This window comes from Myxococcales bacterium (genome assembly GCA_016703425.1).
Classification (GTDB): Bacteria; Myxococcota_A; Polyangia; order Polyangiales; family Polyangiaceae; genus JADJCA01.
In genome coordinates, this window is sequence record JADJCA010000009.1 from 657,371 (window position 1) to 681,877 (window position 24,507).

Consider the following 24,507-nt stretch of genomic DNA (forward strand, 5'->3'; position numbering starts at 1 on the left):
GCGCTCAGTGCCAAGTGCCGAGGGCGAAGCCGTAGTTGGTGTAGCGAGGCGCGACATCGGCAACGAGACGGAGGCGCATGGGGGCGGAGCTCAAGAGGCCCAGCGGGTTGAAGACGAAGAGACGAAAGTCGACGCCCGCCGTGAAGTGTTGGCGCGGCGCGCCCTCCTCGAAGCGCGACGGCTCGACGTAGGTCCCCGTTCGCACCTTGACGTAGTGCGGCACAAGCTCCGTCTCGACGCCGAGACGCGGCGACACGGTGAGCGTCTGCCCGAAGGGAACGACCCGCTGATCGAGGAAGTCCTCGATGCCGATGGACGGACGCGACGAGGGCCCCGTCAGCAGCAAGTCGCCGGCCAGCATGACGCCTCGCCTCGACCAACTCTCCCAGCGCGCCGCGCGCTTCCGCTCGAGCCAACGGAAGTTCTGTCGCAGGGCCTCGTCCTCTTGGGCCCGAAGCGCGCGCTCGTCGGCTTCGAGTCGCGCGAGCAACGCACCGCGCGCTGCGGGCGCCGCGCTCGAGACCTCTTGCGAGTAGGCGGCGGCCCTCTCGAGTCGCGCCGACTCGAGCCGTGCCCGGAGCGGCGCTTCGTCGACGTCGGGGTCGATCCACTTGTTGTTGTCGGGGTAGCCGCCGAGGCCGAGCATGAGGCCTAGCTGCAACTCCCACGGCAAGGCGGCGCGGTCCGGCAGAATGCGGCCCACGGCGACCTCGGCTCCATCGGACCGCGTCTCGACGCCGCGGATCTTGGTCACCTCCACGGCGTCGCGGTAGCTCGCGCCGAGCCGAAGCGGTAGCCCCGCCGGTGCATAGATGCCGCCGAAATGGCCACCGATGCCGACGGAGCCGAAGTTCGGGATGCCGTCGACGACACCGAGAAACGCGCCGCGGACTCCGACGCCGAGGAGGAGCTGGCCCTCGAAGAGCGCGTAGCCGATGGAGGTGATGCCGCGGTGGAGACCGATCTGGCCGCTTCGCGTTCGTGCGCCGGCTTCACGCAAGTCGAAGGAGTTGTAGTCGAGGGCCAAGGTGGCTCCGAAGGCGCCGTATTGAGCCTGAAACCCGAAGCCGACGTTCAGCGAGTTGTCGAACCGGTTGGTCGTGCCGACGCGGCCTCGATTCTCAAAGTCCGTGTGCTGAAACGCGCCCGGGACCGTGATCGATGGGCTCAAGTCGTAGTCGAAGCGGGACACACTCCACGGAACACGGACCGCCGAGGCCGCGCTGTTCGCGTAGACCCCCTCGGTGTATTCGGCGAGCGCCGCGTAGGCGCCGCCGAGGCCGATGATGCGGGTGGCCGTGGTGACGGGGCCTTGATGAAACTGGAGCGTGTACCGGTTGTCGGTGATGGGAGGCGCTGTCGACTGGGCCGAGGCGAGGCGGGGCGCGCCCGTGAACGCGAAGGCGAACGCGAAGGCCAAGGTGACGCGTCCCATCGTGGGGCGCGAATGTAGATCGAATCGAGGCGCTCCGTCGCGCGAGCGCGCACGAACGGCGCCGCATGCGGTTACGCTGGCGGTCCAATGAGCCGACCTTCGTCACCGCCGCGCCGTGGAGATCCGGCCGCCTACGAACGCTACCTCGCGAGCATGGACGCGGCGATGAAGCAGAAGGTCGCCGTGACGGCCGCGTACCTTCTGTGCCGCGGGCGCGTCGCCGACATGGGCATGGGCTCGGGCGCCGGCAGCGAAGCGCTCGCCGCGCTCTATCCGGAGCTCGATGTCGTGGGCGTCGACCTCGATCCGACCATGGTGACGTTGGCCAAGGAGAAGTACCGCCGCGACAACCTGTCGTTCGTGGCCGGCGACATCGCCAAGCCAGTCTTCGATGATGAGAGCGTCGACGGCATCTTCAACAGCTCCGTCTTGCACCACGTGACGTCGTTCGGCGGCTACCGTCACGGCAACGCTGCGGACGCGCTCATGGTGCAGGTCAAGGCTCTCAAGGCCCACGGCGTGCTCGTCGTCCGTGACTTCGTCGACCCGACCCGTCAAGGGCGACGGCCGGAGAGCGACCTCGTGCTCCTCGACGTCTTGGACAACGATGGAGCCGCGACCGACGATCCGCGCAGCGCTTCGACGGCGGCGCTCTTTGAGCGGTTTGCGCGCGAGTTTCGGAGCCTCCACGACGAGCCCGGCTTTACCTTCGAGCGCGGAGTCGACGCGGGCCCGAAGCCGGCGCCAGGGTTTCGGCGCTTTCGAACCACTCGCAAGCTCGCCGCCGAGTTTTTGCTGCGAAAGGACTACCGCGCCGATTGGGAAGCGGAGGTGAAGGAGGAGTACACGTACTTCACCCAAGAGCGCTTCGAGCAGGTCTTCGCGTCACTGGGATTGCGCCTGCTCGCGTCGGCGCCGATTCACAACCCGTGGATCGTGAGAAACCGCCTCGACGGCAAGTGCGCGCTTTACGACGAGGCCGGCGTGCCGCTCGACTTGCCGCCCACCAACTACGTCATCGCCGGCGAGCGTGTCTTACCCGGTGAGGGCGTGCGCTTCGAGGTCGGCGCTGACGCTGCGCCACTCGGCTACCTCGAAATGACCCACTACCGAGAGCAGAAGAGCGGGCGCCTCCGCGATCTTGTGCGCAAGCCCAACCTGCTCGTCGACATCGTGCCCACCTTCACGAGCGGTCCGGAGCGCTTCGTCGTGGCTCGAATGAGCTACCCGCGTCCCCTCCTCGCGGCGGCGCCGGCCGGCGAAGACGCGCTCGACGGCGGAAGGCCCTCGCCCTACGTAACCGAACCGCTCAACGCGAGGCAGGGTGAAAAGCCCATCGGCCAAACGGTCGAAGAGGCGCTCTTCGAGGTCCTCGGCCTTGGCCCCGAGGCGATTCACCAGATGACGCCGGGGCCGCTGTTTTATCCGTCGCCGGGCGGCATCCAAGAGGAGGTGCGCACGGTCTTCGTCGAGATCGACGAGATGCTCATCGCCGAAACCGTCGCCAATTTTTCCGGCTGGAGCACGTCGGGACGCGTGCGCGCCCTCGAAGCTCGTCAGGTGCTGCGCGCCGCCCAGGTGGGCGGCTTGCCCGACGCGCGCCTCGAGCTGGCGGTGCACGCGCTCTTCGCTCAAGAAAGGCTGCCTTTGGGCCCCTACCTCGGCGAGGCCCTCGAGTTCGCGCCGGCGACGGTCCTGCCGGAACGCGTCACAACGTGGGGCGCCCTCGAAGCGCGACCGCGGCGACGCGCCTTTGCTCGCGCTTCCGAGAGCGCCGGGTTTCTCGAGCTCGCGGCCAGCACCATCCGCGAGCTCGATGGGGACGCGCGCGTCGTTGGCGAACGGGTGCTCGAGCGAGTGGTACCGCGAACCTTGTCGCCCAGCACCCTCGCGGCGGCGGTGGTGGCTCGCATCGGCGGCGAGTTCTACCTCGGCGTGGACGACGACGACTTGCCCGCGGCGCAGGCGTTCTCCGGCAGCTCGGCGTTGCTGGTCACGCCCGCGTGGCGGCTTCCCCGTGGCCTCCGCGCGCGGCGGGCTGCGCTCGAGTTTGCGCGAGAGCGCCTCCGCGCCGAATACGGCATTCAAACGGCCCGCGCCTATTCGCTCGGCGGGTCGTATCACCCCGCGCCGGGCATCACGCCGGAGGTGGTTCATCCTTACGCCTTCGAGGTGCAGCGTCAGGAGCCGACGAAGCGCGAAGGCCTCAGGTGGGTGCCGCTTCGTGAAATACGGCAGAACCTTCCGCTCGTTCCCGACATGCACCTCCGCGTCGTGGCGATGCGCGCGGCGCACGCGCTCGGCCTGCTCGATTGAGCTCAGCGGAGCGGGATGCGCAAGCCCACGAATGCCTCGCCGCGGCTCGGGGCTCCCGGTGACGGAACCACAAGCAGGATTGTGACGCCGGCCGCCACAAAAGCGGCGCCGGTGATGCCCGCGACGGTGGACGTGAGCGCGAGGGTCTTGCCAGAGCGCGCGGCGTCGAGCCCTGCCGCGTCGCAGCCGGTGTCGTCGCAACCGGCATCCACGTCGCCTTTCCGACTGAGCGCGAGCGCGCCGGTGACGGCCGAAGCGGCGAGCGCGGCGCCGCCCACGGCGAGGCCTATCCACGCGGCCTTTCGGGGCCAGGCGCTGCGCGATGGAGCGACGGGCGGCGCGGTTCCGGCGCCCTTTGCGGCAAGGGGGAGCGGTGCCCCCACGGCCACAAGCAACTCGGCGCGCTCGCCTTCGGCGACGGTGCGGCGAAGCTGCGCGTCCGCGTGTCCGTCTTTGGAGACGCGCACGCGGTGTTCACCGACGGCGACCGGCAAGGCGACGCGCAAGCTCGCCGCGTCGAGCGCAAGTCCATCGAGCTCGATGCGCGCCGAAGGGGGCAAGTCGCCGACGAGCTTGAGGCGAGGGACGCGCGCGTCGAGGCGCGCGAAGAGCTCGGCGGCGATGCGATGCCGCTCATCGGCAGGCTCGAGCTTGTCGAGCGCCGAGCGAGCGTGCTCCCACGCCGGCAGAAGCTTGCCGAGCCGCTCTTCCGCGAGCGCCAGATTCAACCGGGTGCCCGGTGCCGGGCTCAATCGCTCGCTCTCGGCGAAGAGCTTCGCAGCCGCCGCGACGTCGCCACGGCTCGCCGCGGCACGGCCTTCCCGAAAGAGCGCGTCGGCTGTGGCGGCAGGGTTGAGCGGCTCCGCCGACGCGAACGTCGTCAACGCCATGGCAGCCACAATGAGGCCAACGCCGAGCGGGAGGCCTCCACATGCAGCGCCGCGCATGATCGGAAGGTAACACCTCGCGCGCCGCCGCAAACGTGCTCGATACCGCCCTCGATGGGGTAGTCTCGGGCGATGGACGGCTCTCCCCGTCTCGTGTTCTTCGACGGCACGGGCACTCCCCAAACGTGTCCCCTCGACGCCGAGGTGATCACCGTCGGAAGTGGCAGCGACGTGAACCTCCGGATCGCCGATCCGGAGCTGGCGAGCATTCACTGCTCCATTCAGCGCGACGGAACGACCTACCTGCTCGTGCGCCACGCGTTGCCGCTCGCGGTCAACGGCCACCGGCCCCGGACGCACCTGTTGCAACACGGCGATCTAATGATCGCGGGCCGCACGGCCTTGTGGTTCCAACGGAGCGGCGCGCCCCTGACGACAACGACGACGAGCGCGTCCAAGACGCCGGGCGACGCGTCCTCGGCGACGATCGTCGATTTGTGCCACCGCCTGGTCGCTCTGGCAAAGGCCACGACGGCTCCGGCGGAAGCGTCGGTCGACGAGCCCGCGACGGCTCGCGCCAGCGAGCTTGCGACGCAGCTCCTCGACGACGCGCTCGCGCTCACGCAAACGACCTCCGGGACCCTGCTGGCGTTCACGGAAGAAGGCGACGCTTCGAGCTTTGCGTCGACGACTCGGGGCGATCTCTCGGAAGAAGAGGCGCTCTACAGCCGAACGCTACTCCGACGACTCCGCGACGGAGGCGAGCCGATCTTCGTCGCCGACACGCGCATCGACCCCGACTTGATGTCGCAGGCGAGCGTCCTCGGCGGCGCCGGGCGCACGGTCTTCGCGGCACCGGTCCGCGCCGGCGAGCGCATCCGCGGTGCCCTCTATCTGAGCCGGCGAGCCGACGCGCCGCGTGCCTCAAACGGCGACGACGCGCGCCTCGTCGAGGTCGCCACGCTTTACGCCGAGCTCGCCGCTTCGCTCATGCAAACGGCGCGGGAGCGCGCCTCGCTCGAGACGCGGCTCGACCAACTAGGCGACTCGCCGCGCGGCGAAGCGACGCGCATCCTCGGCGGTGCCGCGCCGACGCGCGAACTTGTGGCACGTGTCCGCAAGGTGGCGGCGGCGACGGTGCCGGTGCTCCTCCTCGGCGAGACCGGCACTGGCAAAGAGGTCGTGGCCCACGAGATCCATCGGCTCAGCGCGCGCGCCAGCGGCCCCTTCGTGGCGGTTCACTGCGGCGCCATCGCGCCAGACCTCCTCGCAAGCGAGCTCTTCGGGCACAAGCGCGGCGCGTTCACGCAGGCGGTCCGCGATCGCCCCGGCTTCTTTCGCTCCGCCGACGGCGGAACGCTCTTCCTCGACGAGATCGGCGACATGCCGCTCGCGCAACAAGTCGCACTCTTGCGCGTCCTCCAGGAAGGCCGCGTCACGCCTGTGGGCGACGAGGCGAGCGTCGCCGTCGACGTGCGCATCGTGTGCGCGACGAACCGAGCGCTCGAAGAAGCGGTCGCGCAGAAGGCCTTCCGCCAAGACCTGTATTTTCGCATCGCCGGCGTGACGCTGACGTTGCCGCCGCTCCGTGAGCGGGGCGGCGACGTCATCGAGCTCGCGGCCCATTTCCTGCGGCGCGAGCGGCGAGCCGCGAACCGGCCAGAGCTCACGTTCACCGATGGGGCGCTCGCGGCCATGCGCAAGGCGCGATGGGACGGCAACGTGAGGGAGCTCGAAGCCACGGTGCGACGCGCGGTCGTGATGGCGGAGGGGTCGTCGCTCACGGAGGTCGACCTGGGCTTCGGTGTCGTGCCCGACGCGAGCTTCGTGCGCCCGTTGGCGTTGGCCCGCGACGAGTACCTTAAGGAGTACGTGCGAGAGGTCGTCGCGCGCTTCGGCGGCAACCGCACCGCTGCCGCCGAGGCCCTCCTCGTGACGCCACGCACGGTGTTTCGTTACCTCGAAGAGCTCTGAGCGTTCGCTCGGAAAAACGTTTCCGCGATGCGGAAAAAGTCTTCTCGCGCGATCCACGCGAGCGACGTTGCGACGACGACGCCGCTGGGCCATTCTCACTTGTGTGAAGCCCTGGCGCGCCCGCATCGCTCCCGTCGTGTGCGTCGCGACGCTCGCGGCGTGCGAAGGCCTCATCGGCGCAGACTTCAACCGCGTCGCGCGCGAGGAGGAATCCCCCGACGACGCTAACGCCTCCGATGCGAGCGCCGCCTCCGACAGAGCAGACGATGCGCCGCCGGCGGACGCGCGCAGCAAGGACGCGGGCGGCGACGCGCAGGTATCGCTACCCGAGTGCGGCGATCGCGGCGGCCTCGACGTCACCGCGTCGTGGCCCATGCCGGGGTTTTGCCCGACGCGCCCCAACCGCTCGGCAGCACCCTCGCTGGCGGCGCCGAAACTTCGACGCCGCGTCGCGCTCGCACCCACGACCGGGTCGTCGACGTTCACGTGGTTCGCGAGCAGCGTGGCCGTCGACGGCGCGGGCGTCGCGTACGGGCTCGTGACCGAGCTGGCCGACAGCTCGCTGCGCAACTACGTCGTCGCCATCGGCGGCACCAAAGAGCTTTGGCGCACCGACGTGAGCGGCTCGCCGGCCTACGTGGTCCCCGAGGTCGGCGCACCGGTCCTCGCGGCCGGCGGCCCTATCTATGTGGCGGCGGGCAACGCGCTGGTCGCGCTTTCGCGCGGCGGCGTCGTCAATTGGACCAAACAGCTGGGCACGGCGGTGGGCGCGCCCTTGATCTTGGGCGACGGCACCGTGGTGGTCACGGCTGGCGCCTCCGTTCGCGCGTTTGCCTCCGACGGCAGCGACGCGTGGACCTTCGCGTTGGACGGGAGCGCTGCGTTCTTTCATGGCGCCGTCACCGCGACGGCGACGGGCTCGCTCGTGGTCGTGCAAGGGGCCGCCCTCGGGAGCACCGACGCGCGGCTGGTTTCGTTCAACCCCGGCGGCACGTTCAATTGGACGAAGCCGCTCGCGTCGAAGCCCTCGACGGTGCCGGCCGTCGACGGCCAGGGGCAGATCGTGGTGCGCAGCCTGACGGGCCTCTCCGTGTTCACCTCCACCGGTACCGTCGTCGCCACGAAGGGCGCCGGCAGCGGAAATGCGGGAGCGCTCTTTCCTGCGCTGACAACCACGGGCGCGTGGTTCGGCGACGGCTTCGACCTGCTCTTCCTCGACGCGTCGAACGGAGCCACCACCGCCACGCCGCTCTCTGGCCGCCGCGGCGGCCTCATCGCGACCGGCGACGGTGATCTCGTGTTCGCGCACGTCAAGACGCCTGACGCGCGCGTCGTGTCGCTGGCCCCTGACGGCGCAGAGCGTTGGGCCGTTCCCATTGATTTGAGCAGCGCCGATCTCCAGGCACCGGCGCTCGGCGCCGACGGGAGCGTCTACGTTCCCTTCGCCGATACGCTCTATGTGCTCGGCCCGTAGCGACGCCGCGCGCTTCGTCACATCCGTCGGTCGAGCGGATCCACGGCGCTCGCCGACGGCAGCGGCGCCACGGCGGACGGGGCGACGCGCAGCGGCGACCGCACGATCACCTTGCTGGGCGCAGCGTCTTGCGATGCGGCCGGCGGCGGCGCCGGCGGGACGCTCGAAACGACCGGCACCGCGCTCACACTGGCCGGCGCCGGCGGCCCGGCATCGACGGAAGACGCCGGTGCTGGCACAGGCGCACGCGTCGCAAGAAACCAGGCGACCGGCGCGACGAGCAGGACGGGGAGCCACAAGGCCCACGATGACGGGCGAGGTTGCGCAGTGGGACCTTCGCCCGCGGCACGCGCGACGGTGACCTTCGTCGACGTCTCCGCGAGCCCACGTTCGATGGCGCTGAGCGCCGAGCGCATCTCCTCCGCCGATTGAAAGCGCTCGACGCGCGAGAACTTGAGCGCTCGATCGAGCCAGGCGGCCACGGCTGGGGGGAGTTCCGGGGCCACGTCGCGAGCCGCCCTCGCCGGCTGCGTGGCGATGCGCGCCATGAGTTCTTGCGTCGTCTGCGCGTCGTGCACGAAGCGGCCGGTGAGCAGAAAGAGCGCCGTCGCGCCGACGGACCACAGATCGCTGCGCGCGTCGATGAGGTCGGTGCGCGCCGACGCTTGCTCCGGCGCCATGTAGCCAGGCGTTCCGACGGGACCTTGCTCCTCGTCTCCCCCTTCTGAGGGTCCCCCTTCTGAGAGGTCGGCGTGGTCGGCGTCTTCCGGGGCCAGCGACGCGAGCCCGAAGTCGAGCACGCGAACGGCCCCCTTCGCCTCGCGAAAGAGGTTCGAGGGCTTGATGTCACGATGCAAGACCCCCGCTCCGTGAGCGACGGCGAGGACGTCGAGGAGCGTCTCCATGGCGCGCACGACGTCTGTCCACGGGAGCCTGCCGCCGGCTTCGCGTTGCGCGTCCGCCAAGGTCACTCCCGAGAGCAGCTCGGCGACGAAGAAGGGCTGTCCGCCTTCGATGCCGTCGTCGAAGATCCGTACGACGGCCGGGTGCTCGACGCTGTTGGCGACGTAGGCCTCGCGCAGGAACGCCTCCTTGCGCCGCGGGTCGGAGGCGAGGTGCCGGTGCATCAGCTTGATGGCCACGCGGCTCTTGTTGCGGTGGGTTGCGGCGAAGACGGCGGCCGAGGCCCCGATGCCCAAGAGCGCGTCGATGTGCCACTTGCCCGCGAACGTGGTGCCGACGTGTTGGGCGGCGTCTTTGGCGAGATCCTCGCGAGTGCGCATGGCGAAAGGGCGGCCGGCGCCCACTGAATGAGGGCACCGGCCTAGGGACTAGCACACTCGCCGGTGCCGCTACCCATGATGCGACGCGCGTTCGGTTTGCCTGATGCTCCCCGTCAGCAGGGGGCTTCACAGCCATGGTCTCGCCACGGGGATCCATGCCCGTCGGTCTCTCCTGGGCGAAGGGCGCGCCCACGCGGGCGACCTGTTTTTCCAGGGCGAGGAGGGCGCCTCTCTCGATCACACGGCCGTCCCGCGCGCGGCCGCTCCTTGCTCCCTCGCCGGCATGAACTCCAAACGAACCTTGGCGGCCGCATCGATCCTCTTCGCGCTTGGGTGTGGCGATGCCGCCGCGCCTCCGGAGGAGGACTCGGAGGGGGCGCTCGAGACGGCGCCAGTGGCGTCGGTGTTTCCCGAGCGCGAGCTACGCTGCGGCGGGCTCCGCTTCTTCCTGCGCCCGATCGGGCAACCTTCCATCATGGTGTCAGAAGGCCGGGCCGGTGCGATCCCGCCCGGACTCGAAGCCTACGCGGGGCCGCGCGACGGCGTCTTTGACGTCACCACCACGCGTCGAGGCAACGACGTCTCCGTGGCGTTCAAGGCCACGTCCGCCTCGGCGTCGCGGGAAGTGCTCACCGACGGTGAGGTCACGTTCCCCGCCGCGCTCTGGAACGACACGGGGCGGGCGGCCACCGAGCGGGGCGAGCCGATCGTCGCCGCGTGGTTCGAGGCACCCATCGTCCGCTCGAACGTGCCCATGCGTGCGTTGCGGTGCGAGCAGTCGCTCGTCCCCACCCCTCAAGGCGTCTCAGGCGCGTACACCATCAGGGGGGCCAACGCCGAGCGCCTGTTCGACATGATGAACGTACCCGTGTCGGGCGGCGGCTGGCGCGACGAACCCCGAGGACACCAACGCCCGCTCGGGAGCAAGACCATCGCGACGCCCGGTGTCTTCAGCCTGAGTTGCCTGAATCACCCCGGCGAGCCCGATGTCACCGCAGGGGCCATGGGCTCCGATTCTTACATCAAGTGCGACGTCGGCATCGTCCCCCGGGCCGTAGCTCGTGAGCTTCGCGCCGGCGGCCTGGTCACCTACCGGACGGAGATCACGGAGCGCGAGAAGGCGGGTCGCCTTTTCAACGCGTTCGAGGGCCATCCTAGCGGCCGCGGCCTAGGTGTGATCATCGAAGGTCTGCACGGCCCGCGAGACGCGGTCGCGCCAGGCACTCGACTCTCGATTGAGTGCATCGACGAAGGTGACTTCAAGACGACGTGCCACCTCGAGGTGGTCACCGGAATGTCGAGCCTCGCGACCTATTGAACGTCGCAAGGTCGGTTGGCGAGGTCGCCTGGACCCACTCGGGGGCGGGGGCCCGGGGGGGGGGGAGGGGGCGGGCGGCGACCCGCGGCGGGCAGGCCTCTCAGAAGCAGGAATCGTAGCAGCCCGTGTGCCCTTGGCAGTACACGCGACCGCCGCGCGCGCAGGACTCTTGCGCGGTGTCGGGTCGGCAATGGTTCGGCCCCGCCGTCGTCTCGCACGTCTGCGTGTTCGAACACTGGCCGCACGCGAGCTTGGCCCCGCAGCCGTCGTCGAGCTGGCCGCAGGTGTAGCCGGCCTCGGCGCACGTCTTCGGCTGACACGTCGCGTTCGCGAAGTTGCCGAGCACGACCAGCTCGTTCTCGAGCGTGTAGTCGTTGTTGTTCGCGTCCTTCTTCGCTTCGGACCCCGTCTGCACGAGGCGCACGCAGGCTTTCGTCATCACGCCGTGCACCTTGAGCGGCTTGCCGGACCAATTCGCCTGCACCTTGCCGGGCACCGAGGCATTGCCGGTGCAATGACCGTTGGGGCAACCGAGCGACGGACTCCAGACGTAGTCGACGAGGAGGGCGGCGTCGTTGACGGTGCCCGGTGAGACGGCGGCCAGCTCGAGCGATTGGGACACGTAGGTCGGCGTGAGGCTCGCGCCCCAGGAGCCCTGGAATTGGTCGCCGCGCACGCGAACCTTGGGCGAGTTCCCCTGGAACGAGACGATGACGTCACCCTCGGTGCGGAGGCGGTAGTAGCGCTCGGCTTCGTCCGTGGTGAAGGTCCCGGTGACGTGCGTGAAGGGCGCGGTGACTTCACTGCCGCCCTCGCGCCACGCGGAGCAGGCCTGCCCCGCGTAACAGGCGCGCGAGCGGTGGCGGAGCGCGAAGCGTCCGGCCTTCTTCTCGAGGACGCCGCGACTCACGTCGAGCATGCCGAAGACGTCCGACGCCGTGAGCGGAGCGCCGGTGCAGCTCGCGGCGCTGAAGGGATCGGACGACGAACCACCGCCCGAGCCTCCGCCGTTGCCTCCTCCGTTGCCTCCTCCGTTGCCTCCTCCCGTGCCTCCGCCGCCGTTACCACCGCCGCCTCCCGTACCGCCGGCGTTGGTCTTGGCCAGCGAGACGGTGAACGTGGCGTCCTCCGACGCCTTGTCGCGGAAGACGACGTAGTAGGTGCCGGTGCTCTTGAGCGTGGCGACGAGCTTCGCGTCGAGCGTGCTGCCGTCCGCGTTGTCGTTGGAGACAACGTTCTTGAAGGCGCTCGTGACAATCCACCCGCGCGCGTCGCCGTCCGTCGAACGGACCCACGCTTCGACTTGGTCCCCAGCCGCGCCTTGAAAGCGAAACGCGCGGTACGTGGGCGTGCTCTCGTAGGAGACCGGTGCGCTCGTTTCCCCGTAGCTGAGCGTGCCGATGATCTCGGCCGACGACAGCGCGCGAAGCTCCGCCGTCGCGGCTGCGTCGCCGTCATCCGCATCGTGCGATGCGCTGCACGCCGGGGCCAACAGCGCGAGCGGGAGAAAAACGAGAGCGCGAGCAAAACGAACCATGGTGGACGTCCTTTCGGGGGCGATGCGAGCGCGCCCAAAGCACGACGCGTTCCACGTGCCGAATCGTAGGAAGGAGTGCGCGCACCCTCGAAGAAGCCGGAAGCTGACTTCCGACGCGCGCGGATGTGCCGGAAAACGGTTGCCGACGGCCCGGACTCAGCGCGCGTCAACCTCGAGGCGAACCAGGAGCACGCGCCGCGGCGAGGTCTCGACGACCTGCGCAGCGACGCCACCCGGCAGCGTCAGCGAATGCCCGCGCTCGGGGAAGCGGCCGCAGATGGCGAGCACGAGCCCCCCCAGCGTTGACGCGTTGGCGTCGATGGGAAGGTCGAGGTCCAGCTCTCGGTTCACCTCGTGAAGGGGCGTTTCTCCGCGCACCAAGAACGATCGCTTGGGAGGCGCGTCGACGGATGGCGCGGCCGGCGTCGGCATGATGCTCGTCGAGTGCTTCTCGTGCTCCGCCACGATCTCACCGAAGAGCTCTTCGGCCAGCGTCTCGATCGACACGAGGCCCACGGGAAAGCCGCCTTCGTCGACGATGAGGCCGATCTCGGTGCGAGCGCCCTGCAGCGTGCGCAAGATGGCGACGGCGGAGGTCTCCGACGAAAACGTCGGGCAATCGCGGACGAGCACGGCGAGGTCGAGTTTTCCTTCAAGGAGCTGCGCGTAGATCTCCCGCGCCAAGACATACCCCTGCACCTCGTGATCAGGCCCGGTGATCGGGTAGCGCGCGTGGGGTGTGTCGCGCAGCGTTCGTTCCACGTGCTCACGCGACGCGTCGGCGGCGAGCCACACGACCTCGCGGCGCGGCACCATGACCGAATAGGCGCGGAGGTTCCCGAGCTCGATGGCCCGCGTCGCGATTTCGCCAGTCTCCTTATCGACAGTGCCGGCCGCCGCCGCCTCACCCACCATCAGGTGGAGCTCCTCCACCGTGACGCGCGCCTCCGTGAAGTTGGTTTGATCGCGAAACGGGCGGAGCACGAGGTTCGAGAGCTTCGTCAGAGCCCAGACGATCGGCGCGGCGAGCCGGGATAGAAGGTAAAGCGGTCGACTCACAAGCAGCGCAACGGTCTCCGCGGAGCGAAGGGCGAGCGACTTCGGCACAAGCTCACCGACGACCACCGAGAGGACCGAGACCAAGGAAACGACGAGCGCAAAGGCCACGCGCTCGGCGGCGACGACGCCCAGGCCGTGCGCGCGCAGAAACGCCGCGAAAGGTTCGTCGAGGACCAAGCCGCCGAACGCGCCCGCTGTCGCCCCCACGACGGTGATGCCGACTTGCACCGTCGCAAGGAACCGCTCCGGATCTTCGCGGAGCTGAAGCGCCACCAACGCCGCGCCCTCGCCGGCTTCGCCTAGCTCGCGAAGGCGAGTCTTGCGAACCGAGAGGATCGCGATCTCTGACGCGGAAAAGAAGGCGTTAACCAACGTCAGGGCGATGAGCACAAGGAGGTAGAGGCCCACGTTGCTCAAGGCGTGCTGCGGCTTCCGTCGGATGGCATCCCGCCCAGGGTACAGCGCTTGGCCGGCGGCGGCCGACGAACCTCGACGATTTGCGATACGCAGCCGGCTCCCCGGTGCGCAGCCGAGATGACACGAGGCCGTCGTCGTCGTAAACCAAACACGTGCACATGCGCCCCACCTACGTGGCACTCACCGCTGGGGTGGCGCTTCTTTCGTCGTGCATGTTCTTTCGTTCGTTGAGCGATCTCTCAAGCGAGAGCGGGGGCGGCGTGGGCCCGGCCGGCGAGGACGCGGCGAAGGCAACGGACGCTCGTCCGGCGGTCGATGGGAGCGCCGACGCGCCCACGACTCCATGGCCGGACGCAGGTAGTGATGGCCCCGCCGTGCTCCTCGGTGGCCCGTCGCTCTGCGACGCTGGCACTTGGCTTCTGTGCGACGGCTTCGAGGGCGCCTCGCTCGGCGCACCGTGGTACACGCCGCCAACGGCGTTCCCCGATACGGCGCGGGCGGCTCGCGGCGCCGGTGCGCTGCACGTGCACCTCGACGCTGGCGTGACCTCGGCCCCGTCGTACGTCGCCGCCCCCATCGCCTTCGCAAAACCTTGGCAGTCGACGTTCGCCCGTGTGTTCCTCTACGCGCCCGGCGGCCAACCGCTCCCGAACACCGGGATGCTCTACTTCTACTTCAACGGCGCCGGCTACCCCGGGGCCGATGTCGCAAGCCTTGGCGACGGGCGCTTTCTGTTGCGGGCACCGCCAAACTACGCTGGCGCTCCCTCGGCGCTGGCGATCCCGCGCGATCGTTGGGCATGCCTTGAGATGGAGATCGCGCCCGACGACGCCGGCATCGGTACGGTGCGCGCGTGGCTCGACACGGAGCCCTTCGACGTGTCGCTCGGCGGCGTGCCTACGACGCAGATCGACACGCTCCAAGTTGGGGTCCAGGCGACAACGACGGCGAACCTCGACCTATGGTTCGACGAGATCGCGGTCGACACCAAGCGCATCGGCTGCGCGCGCTGAAGCGCTCACACGCTGACGGGTTCGTTCAGCGCCCCAGACACTCGCGACGATACGTTCGCTCGCCCTGCGCGTTGACCGTGAAGGGAATCGTGCAATCCACACGCTTCACCTGCGGACGCGGCTTCGGGGTGGGCGTTGGGCTTGGCGTTGGCCGCGCTGACGCGACGGGCGGCGACGACGCGACCGGCGACGCCTTCGACGAGGCCGCGGGCCGAGGCTCTTCCGGAGCTGCGGACGCCGGCGGAGGCGCCACTGCGCTCGCGGGAGCGAGCGCGGCCGCGCGCGACGTGTCGTCGCTCGAAGGCGCCGGCGCCGCGGCCGACGGCGAAGCGGCGCTCCTCATCGCGAGGACGGTGGCGCCAGCGCCGAGCAACGCGACGAGCACCGCCGCCGGTACGAGCCGCGATCGGCCACGGAAGCGCGCCCAGCCGGTCGGCGTGCGGAGCATCGTGGTGCTCTCATTGACCGGATCGACGAGCGGCGACAGCACCGGCGGCGCCTTGAGATCGCTGTCGGAGTCGCTCTGAAGCTGCTCTGCGGCGCGCGCCGCGCGCACCTTCAGCGAGTGGCCGGCCACCCAATCGAGCCACTGGGCGATCTCGGACGCGAGCGCCGGCCTCACCGCCCGTTCGATGGCCTGCGCCATGTCGGCGGCCGTTTCGTAGCGCTCGGAAGGCGCGCGCGCCGTCGCGCGAGCCACCACGGTATCCAGCGCCGGGGGAATGCCGGGGATCTTCGAGCTCGGTGCCGGGATGGTTCCCAAGAGGACGCGCTCCAAGATGTGCGCCTCGTCGCCATGAAAGAGCCGCTCGCCCACGAGGCACTCCCACAAGACAACGCCGGCCGCGTAGATGTCCGTCCGGCGCGACACCGCTTGCCCGCGAATGTGCTCCGGCGCCATGTACGGGAGCTTGCCCTTCACCGTGCCTTCGCGCGTGGTGTGAAAGCGGCCCGCGGCCTTGGCGATGCCGAAGTCGAGCACGCGCACCATGCCGTCGGCGCCGACCATCATGTTCTGCGGCGACACGTCGCGGTGCACGATGTCGAGGCTCTCGCCGTAGTCGCCCTTCGCCTCGTGCGCCGCGTGGAGACCGTGCAGCGTGCCGGCGAGCACGCTCGCCACAATCGGCAACGGCAGTCGCTCGTTCTTGCCTGCGAACCGGTGGAGGAGCCGCGAGAGCGACTCGCCTTCGACGTACTCCATCACGAGGAAGAGCTCGCCGTCGGCGGCGACGACGTCAAGCGTGGGCACCACGTTGGGGTGGCGCACGCGCGCCGCGAGCCTCGCTTCGTCGAGGAACATCGACACGAACTCGGGATCGCGCGCGTATTGCGGATGCAGCCGCTTGATGGCCACGGTGCGCGTAAACCCAGCGGCGCCCGACATGCGACCGAGGTGCACCGACGCCATGCCGCCCGACGCGATGTCGCCGAGCAGCACGTAGCTGCCGATCTTCTTCATCCGTCCCCGGATGTTACCAGCGCCAGCGGCCTTTTGCGGCGTGGTAGCGTGGAGCCCGTGGAAGATGTGAGAACGCTGCTTCGCACGGCCGCCACGACGCTCCCCGACGGCACGTTCCTTGTAGAAGTCGCCGAGGGGCCCGACGTGGGGAGCGCCATCGAGCTCGACGGAGCGAGCCCGGCGCGCCTCCTCGTGGGCACGTCGGCGACGGCCGATCTGAGGCTCACCGACGCCAGCGTCTCGCGGCGGCACGTGTCGCTGGAGATCGTCGGCAACCGGCTCGAGGTGCGCGACCTGGGGTCGACTAACGGCACCTTCGTGGATCACGTGCGCGTCGGCCAGGCTTGGCTCTCGGGCGGCGAGACCTTGCGCGTCGGAGGCACCGCGCTCCGCGTCACGCACAGGGCCGCGGGGTCCGGAGCCATGGTGCCCGAGGGCGAGCACTTCGGCCGCGTGTGGGGCCAGAGCCGCGCCATGCGCCGCATCTATCCCTTGGCGCAGAAGCTCGCTGCGAGCTTCGTGCCGGTCCTCATCGAAGGCGAGACGGGCACCGGCAAAGAGGTCCTCGCCGAATCACTGCACGAGCAAGGTCCGCTCGCAGCGGGGCCCTTCGTGGTCTTCGACTGCACGGCGGTGCCGCCCAACCTCGTCGAGTCGGAGCTCTTTGGTCACGAGCGCGGCGCCTTCACGGGGGCGGTCACGTCGCGCAAGGGCGTCTTCGAACAAGCGCACGGGGGCACGCTCCTCATCGACGAGATCGGCGATCTCGACCTCAACCTTCAGCCCAAGCTCCTCCGCGCCATCGAGCGGGGCGAGGTGCGACGCGTCGGCGGCGACAAGTGGATCCACTTCGAGGCGCGGATCCTCTGCGCGACGCGGCGCGATCTCGATCGCGAAATCCAGGCAGGGAGGTTTCGCGACGACCTCTTTCACCGGCTCGCCGTCGGACGCATCGAGCTGCCGCCTTTGCGCGAGCGCGCCGGCGACGTTCGCTTCCTCGCGCCGCGCATCTGGACCGCGCTCGGTGGCGTGGGCACGCCTTCCCCACGCCTCGTCGCGCGCTGGGAAGAGCACGCGTGGCCGGGGAACCTAAGGGAGCTCCGAAACGCCGTGGCGCGAGCCCTCGCGTTGGGCGAAGACTCCGTGACGGAGGACGCGGCGGCCGCGCTGCCGCATGACGCCTACGCGTCGGGCGCGAGCGCGAGCGGCGCACCGAGCGAGGGCGACGGCGACTTCCTCGAAGCGGTGATCAACGAGGACCTCCCCTTCGCCGCGGCGCGCGCGAAGATCAACCTCGAGCTCGAACGACGTTACGTCGAGCGCGCGCTCACGGCGCACAACGGCAATGTCTCGCGCGCCGCCGACGCCTCGGGCCTCGCGCGCAGGCACTTTCAACGGCTCAAGGCGCGACGGGCGAAGTAGAGGCCCGGGGGCCCCCCCGACACGGGGGCCCCCCCCCCCCCCGGCCCCCGAGGCCGGCCCCGGGCGCCCCCCCCCCCGGCCCGCGCGGGCGCGGGGGGGGCCTGGGGCGGCCCCCCCCCCCGCCCCCCCGCCCCCCCCGCCGGCCCCCCCCCAACCCACCCCGCCCCCCCGGGGGCCCCCGCCCCCCCCCCCCCGCGCCCCCCCCCCCCGGCCGGCCCCGCCCCGCCCCCCGCCGGCGCTTTTTTCTTGGGGCCGCGGGGCCTCGCCCGCCCCCCCCCGCCCCCCCCCGCGCCCGGCCCCCCCCGCCCCCGGGGGGGGGCCCCCCCCCCCCCCCCCCCCCCCCCCCCCCCCCCCGGGGGCCCCCCCCGGCCCCCCGGGGGGGGCGCCTTTTCCCCGGCCCCCCCCCCCCCCCCCCCCCGCCCCCCCCCCCCCCCCCCCCCCCCCCCCCCCCCCCCCGGGGCCCGCCCGGCCCCCCCCCCCCCCCCCCCCCCCCCCCCCCCCCCCCCCCCTTTTTTCTCGGGCCGGGGGGGCGCGGGGCCGGGGGGGGGCCCCCCCCCCCCCGGCGGGGGCCCCCGGGGGCTTTTCCCGGGGGGGGGGGCCTCCCCCCCCCCCCGGGGGGCGGGGGGGGGGGGCCCGGGGCGGGGGGCGGCCCGCGGCCCCCCGCCCCCCCGGCCCCCCCCCCCCCCCCCCCCCCCCCCCCCCCCTTCCCCGCCCCCCCCCCCCCCCCCCCCCCCCCCGGCCCCCCGCCGGGCCCCCCGCCCCCCCCCCCCCCCCCCCCCCCCCCGCCGGGGGGCCCCGGCCCCCCCCCCCCCCCCCCGGGGGCCCCCCCCCGCCCCCCCCCCGGCGCCGGCGGCGGCCCCCGCCCCCCCGCCCCCCCCGCCCCCCCCCCCCCCGCCCCGCGGCCCCCCCCCCCCCCCCCCGGGCCCCCCCCCCCCCCCGGGCCCCCCGGGCCCGGGGGGCCCCCCCCCCCCCCCCCCCCCCCCGCGCCCCCCCCCCCCCCCCCCGGGCCGCCCCCCCCCCCCCCCGCCCGGGGGGGGGGGGGGCCCCCCCCCCCCCCGCCCCCCCCCCCCCCCCCCCGGGGGGGGGGGCCGCCCGGGGCCCCCCCCCCCCCCCCCCGCCGGGGGCCCCCCCCCCCCCGGGGGGCGGGGGGGGGGCGGGGAAAAAGGGGGGGGCAGAAGGCCGGGCGGGCCCGCAAGGGGGGGGCCGCGGGGGGGGGGAGCCGGGGGGCGGGGGCGGGGCGGCGGGGCGGGGGGGGGGGGGGGGGGGGGGGGGGGGGGGGGGGGGGGGGGGCGGCGGCCGCCCCCGGAAAAAGGGGGGGCCGGGGGCGGGGGGGGGGGGGGGCCCCCCCGGGGGGGGGGGAGGGGGGGGGGGGCCCGGGGGGGCGGGGGGGGGGGGGGGGCCGGGGGGGGCCGCCGCGGGCGGGCCCGCCCCCGGGGGGGGGGGGGGGGGGGGGGGGGGGGGGGGGGGGGGGGGGGGGGGGGCGGGCGCCCCCCGCGGGGGGGGGGGGGGGGGGGGGGGGGGGGGGGGGGGGGGGGGGGGGGGGGGCGCGGCCCCCCCCGGGGGGGGGGGGGGGAGGGGGGGGGGGGGGGGGGCGTGGGGGGGGGGGGGGGGGGGGGGGGGGGCGGGGGGGGGGGGGTAGGGGGGGGGGGAGGGTGGGGTGGGGCCGGGGGGGGGGGGGGGGGGGGGGGGGGGGGGGGCGCGGGGGGGGGGGCGGGCGCGGGGGGGGGGGGGGGGGGGGGGGGGGGGGGGGGGGGGGTGGGGGGGGGGGGGGGGGGGGGGGGGGGGGGGGGGAGGGGGGGGGGGGGGGGGACGGCCGGGGGGCGCGGCCGGGGGGGGGGGCCCCCCGCCGCGGGGGGGGGGGGGGGGGGGGGGGGGGGGGGGGGGGGGGGGGCGGGGGGGGGGGGGGGGGGGGGCCCGGCCGCCGGCCCCGGAGGGGGGGGGGGGGGGGGGGCGGGGGGGGGGGGGGGGGGGGGGGGGGGGGGGGGGGGGGGGGGGGGGGGGGGGGGGGGGGGGGGGGGGGGCGGGGCGGGCGGGGGCGGGGGGGGGGGGGCGGGGGGGGGGGGGGGGGGCGGGGGGGGCGGGGGGGGGGGGGGGCCCCGGCCGGGGGGGGGGGGGGGGCCCGGGCGGGGGGGGGGGGGGGGGGGGGGGGGCGGGGGGTGGGCGGGGGGCCGGGGGGGGGGCGGGGGGGGGGGGGGGGGGGGGGGGGGGGGGGGGGGGGGGGGGGGGGGGGGGGGACCTAAAACCTCACACGAAGCCGCGTCGCCACGCCGCCATCGGCCGTCGGCGCAACGCTCACGTTCGCCGCACCGCCCACGGCGGACGAACGCGGGCGTGTGAAGAGCCAGAGGCTCACGCCGCTGCCCAAGACGCCGACCCCTAGCGCGACGGCAGACGCCACCACCTTCGTTCGAATGGGATCCACGCGCGACGGCTCGCAGGCGTTGCCGCACTCCTTCTTGAGATCGTCGTATTCGCCTTGCGCGACGAGCTGCAGCACACCAAACGTCACGAGGCCCGCGGCACCGACCCCGCCCGCCACGTAAGCCCATGGACTCGGCCCCGGGCTCAAGGCCTCGGGTGTGGGCTTCGCGGGAGCGCCCGCGCCGGCTGAGCTCGCCGTGAGCGGCACCACCACGACGCGGCTCTTCTCGGCCTCCGCCACCAGGAGCTTCGCCTCTCCGCGTGCGCCGGCGCTCTCCACCGTGATCACGTGGGGTCCGGGATCGAGAGGGACGGCAACGCCGAGCGATGCGTCGAGCGTTTGATCGACACGAACCCTCGCGGAGAGGACGTCGTTGCCGGCACCGTCGACGGCCCGCACGACGACCGTGGGCAACGTGGCCTTCAGCTCCTCGAGCCAGCGCACGCAGTCACCCCGAACGAAGCTCGGGCACTTGGGATCGCTACACTTGACGAGCTCGTCTCTGGCCCGAAGGAGCTTCTTTTCCCTGCGGAGCGATTGCGCGGTCTCCGCTGAGACGGCGCAGGAGACATCGTCGGCACGAGCCTGCGAGGTCACCGCCGCGCCGGCGACGACGACGGCGAGAGACGCGGCGACGCCTACGCACCTGGCCAGCGGTCTCGTCGACATGGCGGCATCATATCCGGTCGCCCTCGTGGTCGGCCAAACTAGGGTGCCACCGCGCCTTGTCGGGCACGTTGTGACCCCAGGTCCATGCTCGAGCAGGCTGTTGGACAAGGCTGGAGCAAGAGGCTGAGCGAGAATCCAGAAGGGCGAGGCACCAAACCGAGAGTCCTGCACGCCCGAGTTCGGGCCGGCGCGCCCCCCCCCCCCGCGGTGGTGCTCGCCGCTTGCGGCCTATGCAGCGGCGATCCGGGCCTGCCAGCCGCCGGCCGTCTTGGCGACGACACGCTTTCGCGATCGGGGCACATCTTCAGCGATCCGCTCGAAGAGTTCTGTGGAGTAGTCCATCACCGGGCTCTCCGTCACGACCATCAACCGCAAGAGCCGCTCCGCCATGTGGCTCATCGTCTCGTGCCCACGCTCCCACCGCGACACTTGCGACGCCGTCACGTCGATGCGCCGAGCGAAGTCCGCCCCCGACAAGCCCATGGTCTTTCGGAGGAAGCGGATCTCCTCTGCCGCGAGTCGCGACGTCTGCTTCACGATGATCGTCGCGAGCGCCTTGTGGAGCTGCTCGATGCGAGGAATCGCGACCTCCTCTTCGTGGCACTTTCGGCAGCGCGAGACATCCACGTTGGCGAGGTACACGTTCGAGAGACCGCTCACCGTGTAGTGGAAGAGCGGCTCCGTCGTCGTGACCATCTTCGCTCCGCAACTGAGGCACTTCATGATTTCACCTTCCATGCCGTGACGACGACGATGACGGATTCGCTGCGTACGGCGATGACGACGACCATCCGGGCGGTCTCGACGCGATAGCGCCAGGAGCCGTTCTCGCGCTCGCCCGCACGAACGACACCGCCGCGGAGGACGTTGATAGCGTCGCCCGTCGTCTTCCGGTCCTTCTCCAGCTCACCGCAAGCATGCCTTGAGAAGGACACTGTCCCAGTGGCAAGGGCCTCCCGGATGATGCGCCGAAGCGCATCGGGCGCGACCGGCTCAGCGAGCACAGATACCGTACCACGCATTGCGGTAACCGCAAGTACCGGCTGTGCGATGCGACGGTTTTTGGCGCAGAATCAGGCACCGCGGTTCTGCCGTAGGCGCGCACAAAGCAGCGTCGCCTCGGCGGTGCGTGGCCTCCGACCGCCCGCGGAGTGCGGAATCGAGCCCGGGCCCATGCCAGCGACGTGAGCAGACTAGCGAGAGCACCACCACGTGCTCGCCGGCGACCATGCAGGACTCTTCGGCGGGGCCGTTGGAGACGTTGCGTGGCCGGGCGAAGAAAGAAGGAGGTGCAGGCTGCGGCTGGAGCCTGAGGCTCCGCAAGAGGGCAGAGGCTGAGCGAGGGGCCAGAAGGACGAGGCGCACCGCAGCAGTGGCTCCGCGCGTTGCGCGCCACCTACAATCGCATCCGCCACCGGGAGGACGAGCCATGAGCATGATCGGAAACTTTCGACGAGTGCCGGACGCGCGGCTCCTGGCTCTGCTGGAGGACCCCGAGTCGGTCGTCGACTTTTTGGACGAACAAGGCTTCTCCGACCTCGACGTCGACAAGGCGTGGCACGGGCTCCACTACCTCTTCACCGGGACCGCCTGGGAGGGGAGCGCGCCACTCAACTTCCTCGTCGCGGGCGGGCGGCCAGTCGGCGACGTGGATGTTGGCTACGGACCAGCGCGCGCCTTCCTGAACGCCGAGGTGCGCGAACTCGTTGGCGCCCTGGCCCCGCTCACGCCAGAGGTGCTGGCGGAACGTTTCAACCCTGCCGCCATGACGCACCTCGAGATCTACCCGGACGTGTGGAGCCGGGACGCGGAGCGCGACGAGAACCTGAAGTACCTCCTGGGCTACTTCGTGGACCTGAAGGAGTTCATCGAAGGTGGCGCCAAGAGCGGCGAGGGGCTGCTGGTGTTCTTGACCTGAGCGTTCACGCAGAGGCGAAAAGGCGCGCGACGCGGGCGCCCTCCGTCACCCTTCGGCGAAGACCTCTGCGACGGTCGCTGCCGTTGCCGCCTTGCGAATCCAGCGCGTGAGCACAGCGTCGTCGTTGCAGGCGGCGATCGTCTCTTGCTCCGCGGGGGAAACGGCGAGACCGCGAGCATCGAGGAACGCTAGCAGCGCCGCGACCTTCGCACCGCGAGCACCTTCCGCGAGGCCCTCCTCGCGGCCCTCTGCGCGGCCCTTGGCCTGGTGCTTCTTGGCGAAATCGCTTTGAAACTCGTACTTGCGGATGTCCATCTGCTCCTCCAGTGCTGCCTTCGCCGCGGGCGCCGCACCAGCCAGACTACTTCGTAGATGACGTCGGAATATAGCACCCCGGAGTCGCTCGCCAACGTCGCGACGGCCGCGAGCGCCGGCACCGCGAGGCGCACGACATCGGGTTCGCGGCCGTGCGCCAACACCGACAGCACCGCCAACTCCGGCGCGCGTTTGGCCTCCGCTTCGTCAGTAACATACGGAATCGCGCTCGGGCCGAGCACGAACGGTGCAAACGTGAAGTGTGGCCCCAACTCCACCGGCTTGGCGCACCACTTCGCCATCGCCTCCGTGGGCGCCACCACGAGCACGCAGACCGGACACTTGAGTCGCGCTCGCAACGTCGACGCGTAGACCGGCCACGAGTAGCGCTTCCCCAGGTCGCGCTTGAACTGCACCTCAACCACGATGCCCAGCACGGGCCGCTCCGCCCGCTCGAGCACCACCACGAGATCCGCCCGGTATTGCGTCGGCGTGATCTGCGTCAGATCGGCCGAATCCGTCCGTAGGCGCGCGCCCGACGGCACCGCGACGCCGAGGAGTCGCAAGACCTCGGCCGCCAGCGGAGGGCGCGTCTGGAACAGCGAGACGAGCACCTCGTGCCGACGGAACGAACTCATGCGAGGTCTATCGGCAGAGGCGCCGGAGAAGTTGCGTCTCGACACAAGGTGTCGCCCACGTTTTGTTGCGCCCACCCATCCCTCGGCCCCACCGCGCCTTGTCGGGAACCTCCGGCGCACCTAGCCTCCACGGGCCGGCCGCGAGACGCCCCCCATGGACCTCATCCTTACGCTCACCGGTGGCCTCACGGCGGCGTTGGTCCTCGGCTTCTGCGCCCAGCGCCTCAAGCTCTCGCCCATCGTCGGGTACCTCCTCGCGGGCGTCGCCGTAGGGCCCTTCACGCCGGGGTTCGTCGCCCATTCAGAGATCGCCCACGAGCTGGCGGAGATCGGGATCATCCTCCTGATGTTCGGCGTGGGCCTGAGCTTTCACGTCAAAGAGCTCCTCGCCGTTCGCATGGTGGCCATCCCAGGGGCGTTCGTCGGCGTCACGGCGGCGACGCTGCTTGGCGCGCTCGTCTCGCAGGCCTTCGGCTCCTCGTTCGCGTCGGGCGTCGTCTTCGGCCTCGCCATCGCCGTCGCCAGCACAGTCGTGCTCCTTCGCGTGCTCACCGACAACGAGGCGCTGCAGACGCGCACGGGGCACATGACCGTCGGCTGGCTCGTCGTCGAAGATTTGCTGACGGTGCTCGTGCTCGTGCTGCTCCCCGCGATGGCGGGCGGCAAGTCGACGACGCTCGCGGGCGCCCTCTCCGCCGTCGGCATCGCCGTCGTCAAGGTGGCGCTCCTCGTGGCCTTCACGCTCCTTGTGGGCAAGCGCTTCGTGCCGGCCCTCCTGGGGTACGTGTCCAAGACTCGCTCGCGCGAGCTCTTCACGTTGAGCGTGCTCGTGCTCGCGCTGGGCATCGCCGTGGGCTCAGCCAAGCTCTTCGGCGCGTCGATGGCGCTGGGCGCGTTCTTGGCGGGCATCGTCGTCGGGCAATCGGACTTCAGCGCTCGCGCGGCCTC

The 24,507-nt window shown here is 71.8% G+C and carries 19 protein-coding genes; 9 read left to right on the forward strand and 10 right to left on the reverse strand.

All coding sequences use genetic code 11. The annotated features are described in order from the left end of the window. Positions 1–4: 4 nt before the first annotated feature. On the reverse strand, positions 5–1,435 hold the full coding sequence (locus tag IPG50_20480; protein ID MBK6694562.1) for a hypothetical protein: 1,431 nt from the start codon (positions 1,433–1,435) through the stop codon (positions 5–7). Positions 1,436–1,522: 87 nt separating this feature from the next. Here IPG50_20480 and IPG50_20485 point away from each other — a divergent pair, with 87 nt between their 5' ends. After that, on the forward strand, positions 1,523–3,751 hold the full coding sequence (locus IPG50_20485; protein ID MBK6694563.1) for a methyltransferase domain-containing protein: 2,229 nt from the start codon (positions 1,523–1,525) through the stop codon (positions 3,749–3,751). A gap of 2 nt (positions 3,752–3,753) precedes the next feature. On the opposite strand, the gene IPG50_20490 is transcribed toward IPG50_20485, so the two are convergent. Further along, entirely contained in the window at positions 3,754–4,698 is a 945-nt protein-coding gene (locus IPG50_20490) for a hypothetical protein (GenBank protein MBK6694564.1), read from the reverse strand. Positions 4,699–4,770: 72 nt separating this feature from the next. Between IPG50_20490 and IPG50_20495 the strand changes: the two genes are divergently transcribed. Continuing rightward, a complete protein-coding gene (locus IPG50_20495) occupies positions 4,771–6,612 on the forward strand; it encodes a sigma 54-interacting transcriptional regulator (protein MBK6694565.1) in 1,842 nt (613 codons plus the stop codon). A gap of 67 nt (positions 6,613–6,679) precedes the next feature. Further along, entirely contained in the window at positions 6,680–8,086 is a 1,407-nt protein-coding gene (locus tag IPG50_20500) for a PQQ-binding-like beta-propeller repeat protein (protein ID MBK6694566.1), read from the forward strand. A gap of 17 nt (positions 8,087–8,103) precedes the next feature. Here the strand turns inward: IPG50_20500 and IPG50_20505 are convergent, their stop codons facing one another. Continuing rightward, on the reverse strand, positions 8,104–9,369 hold the full coding sequence (locus IPG50_20505; protein MBK6694567.1) for a serine/threonine protein kinase: 1,266 nt from the start codon (positions 9,367–9,369) through the stop codon (positions 8,104–8,106). 283 nt (positions 9,370–9,652) lie between these two features. On the opposite strand from IPG50_20505, the gene IPG50_20510 reads away from it, so the two are divergent. Next, positions 9,653–10,687: a hypothetical protein gene (locus IPG50_20510; protein ID MBK6694568.1), complete on the forward strand. Its 1,035-nt coding sequence runs from the start codon at positions 9,653–9,655 to the stop codon at positions 10,685–10,687. A gap of 100 nt (positions 10,688–10,787) precedes the next feature. Here IPG50_20510 and IPG50_20515 read toward each other — a convergent pair whose 3' ends face one another. Together IPG50_20515 and IPG50_20520 are read right to left on the reverse strand one after the other, a co-directional pair. Further along, the gene (locus tag IPG50_20515) at positions 10,788–12,224 is read right to left on the reverse strand and encodes a hypothetical protein (protein MBK6694569.1); all 1,437 of its coding nucleotides are present in this window, start codon (positions 12,222–12,224) and stop codon (positions 10,788–10,790) included. A gap of 156 nt (positions 12,225–12,380) precedes the next feature. Next, on the reverse strand, positions 12,381–13,700 hold the full coding sequence (locus tag IPG50_20520) for an HlyC/CorC family transporter (protein MBK6694570.1): 1,320 nt from the start codon (positions 13,698–13,700) through the stop codon (positions 12,381–12,383). A gap of 158 nt (positions 13,701–13,858) precedes the next feature. On the opposite strand from IPG50_20520, the gene IPG50_20525 reads away from it, so the two are divergent. Next, entirely contained in the window at positions 13,859–14,713 is an 855-nt protein-coding gene (locus IPG50_20525; GenBank protein ID MBK6694571.1) for a hypothetical protein, read from the forward strand. Positions 14,714–14,738: 25 nt separating this feature from the next. Here the strand turns inward: IPG50_20525 and IPG50_20530 are convergent, their stop codons facing one another. Next, entirely contained in the window at positions 14,739–16,175 is a 1,437-nt protein-coding gene (locus tag IPG50_20530; protein ID MBK6694572.1) for a serine/threonine protein kinase, read from the reverse strand. Positions 16,176–16,232: 57 nt separating this feature from the next. Here IPG50_20530 and IPG50_20535 point away from each other — a divergent pair, with 57 nt between their 5' ends. Continuing rightward, complete coding sequence (locus tag IPG50_20535; GenBank protein ID MBK6694573.1) at positions 16,233–17,597, forward strand: sigma 54-dependent Fis family transcriptional regulator; 1,365 nt, start codon at positions 16,233–16,235, stop codon at positions 17,595–17,597. A gap of 2,236 nt (positions 17,598–19,833) precedes the next feature. On the opposite strand, the gene IPG50_20540 is transcribed toward IPG50_20535, so the two are convergent. From IPG50_20540 to IPG50_20550, 3 genes are all read right to left on the reverse strand, one after another. Beyond that, complete coding sequence (locus IPG50_20540) at positions 19,834–20,688, reverse strand: hypothetical protein (GenBank protein MBK6694574.1); 855 nt, start codon at positions 20,686–20,688, stop codon at positions 19,834–19,836. A 228-nt stretch (positions 20,689–20,916) separates the two neighbouring features. Further along, positions 20,917–21,411: a helix-turn-helix domain-containing protein gene (locus tag IPG50_20545; GenBank protein ID MBK6694575.1), complete on the reverse strand. Its 495-nt coding sequence runs from the start codon at positions 21,409–21,411 to the stop codon at positions 20,917–20,919. After that, on the reverse strand, positions 21,408–21,710 hold the full coding sequence (locus IPG50_20550) for a hypothetical protein (GenBank protein ID MBK6694576.1): 303 nt from the start codon (positions 21,708–21,710) through the stop codon (positions 21,408–21,410). Before IPG50_20550 ends, IPG50_20545 begins: the two co-directional genes overlap by 4 nt. A 407-nt stretch (positions 21,711–22,117) precedes the next feature. Between IPG50_20550 and IPG50_20555 the strand changes: the two genes are divergently transcribed. Then, on the forward strand, positions 22,118–22,606 hold the full coding sequence (locus IPG50_20555) for a YfbM family protein (protein MBK6694577.1): 489 nt from the start codon (positions 22,118–22,120) through the stop codon (positions 22,604–22,606). A 45-nt stretch (positions 22,607–22,651) separates the two neighbouring features. On the opposite strand, the gene IPG50_20560 is transcribed toward IPG50_20555, so the two are convergent. After that, on the reverse strand, positions 22,652–22,921 hold the full coding sequence (locus IPG50_20560) for a hypothetical protein (GenBank protein ID MBK6694578.1): 270 nt from the start codon (positions 22,919–22,921) through the stop codon (positions 22,652–22,654). A 57-nt stretch (positions 22,922–22,978) separates the two neighbouring features. On the opposite strand from IPG50_20560, the gene IPG50_20565 reads away from it, so the two are divergent. Together IPG50_20565 and IPG50_20570 are read left to right on the forward strand one after the other, a co-directional pair. Further along, positions 22,979–23,293 carry a hypothetical protein gene (locus IPG50_20565; protein ID MBK6694579.1) on the forward strand — a complete coding sequence of 105 codons (315 nt, stop codon included), beginning with the start codon at positions 22,979–22,981 and terminating at the stop codon, positions 23,291–23,293. 420 nt (positions 23,294–23,713) lie between these two features. Further along, positions 23,714–24,507: cation:proton antiporter (locus IPG50_20570; GenBank protein MBK6694580.1), on the forward strand; the 794-nt coding region annotated here is incomplete at its 3' end.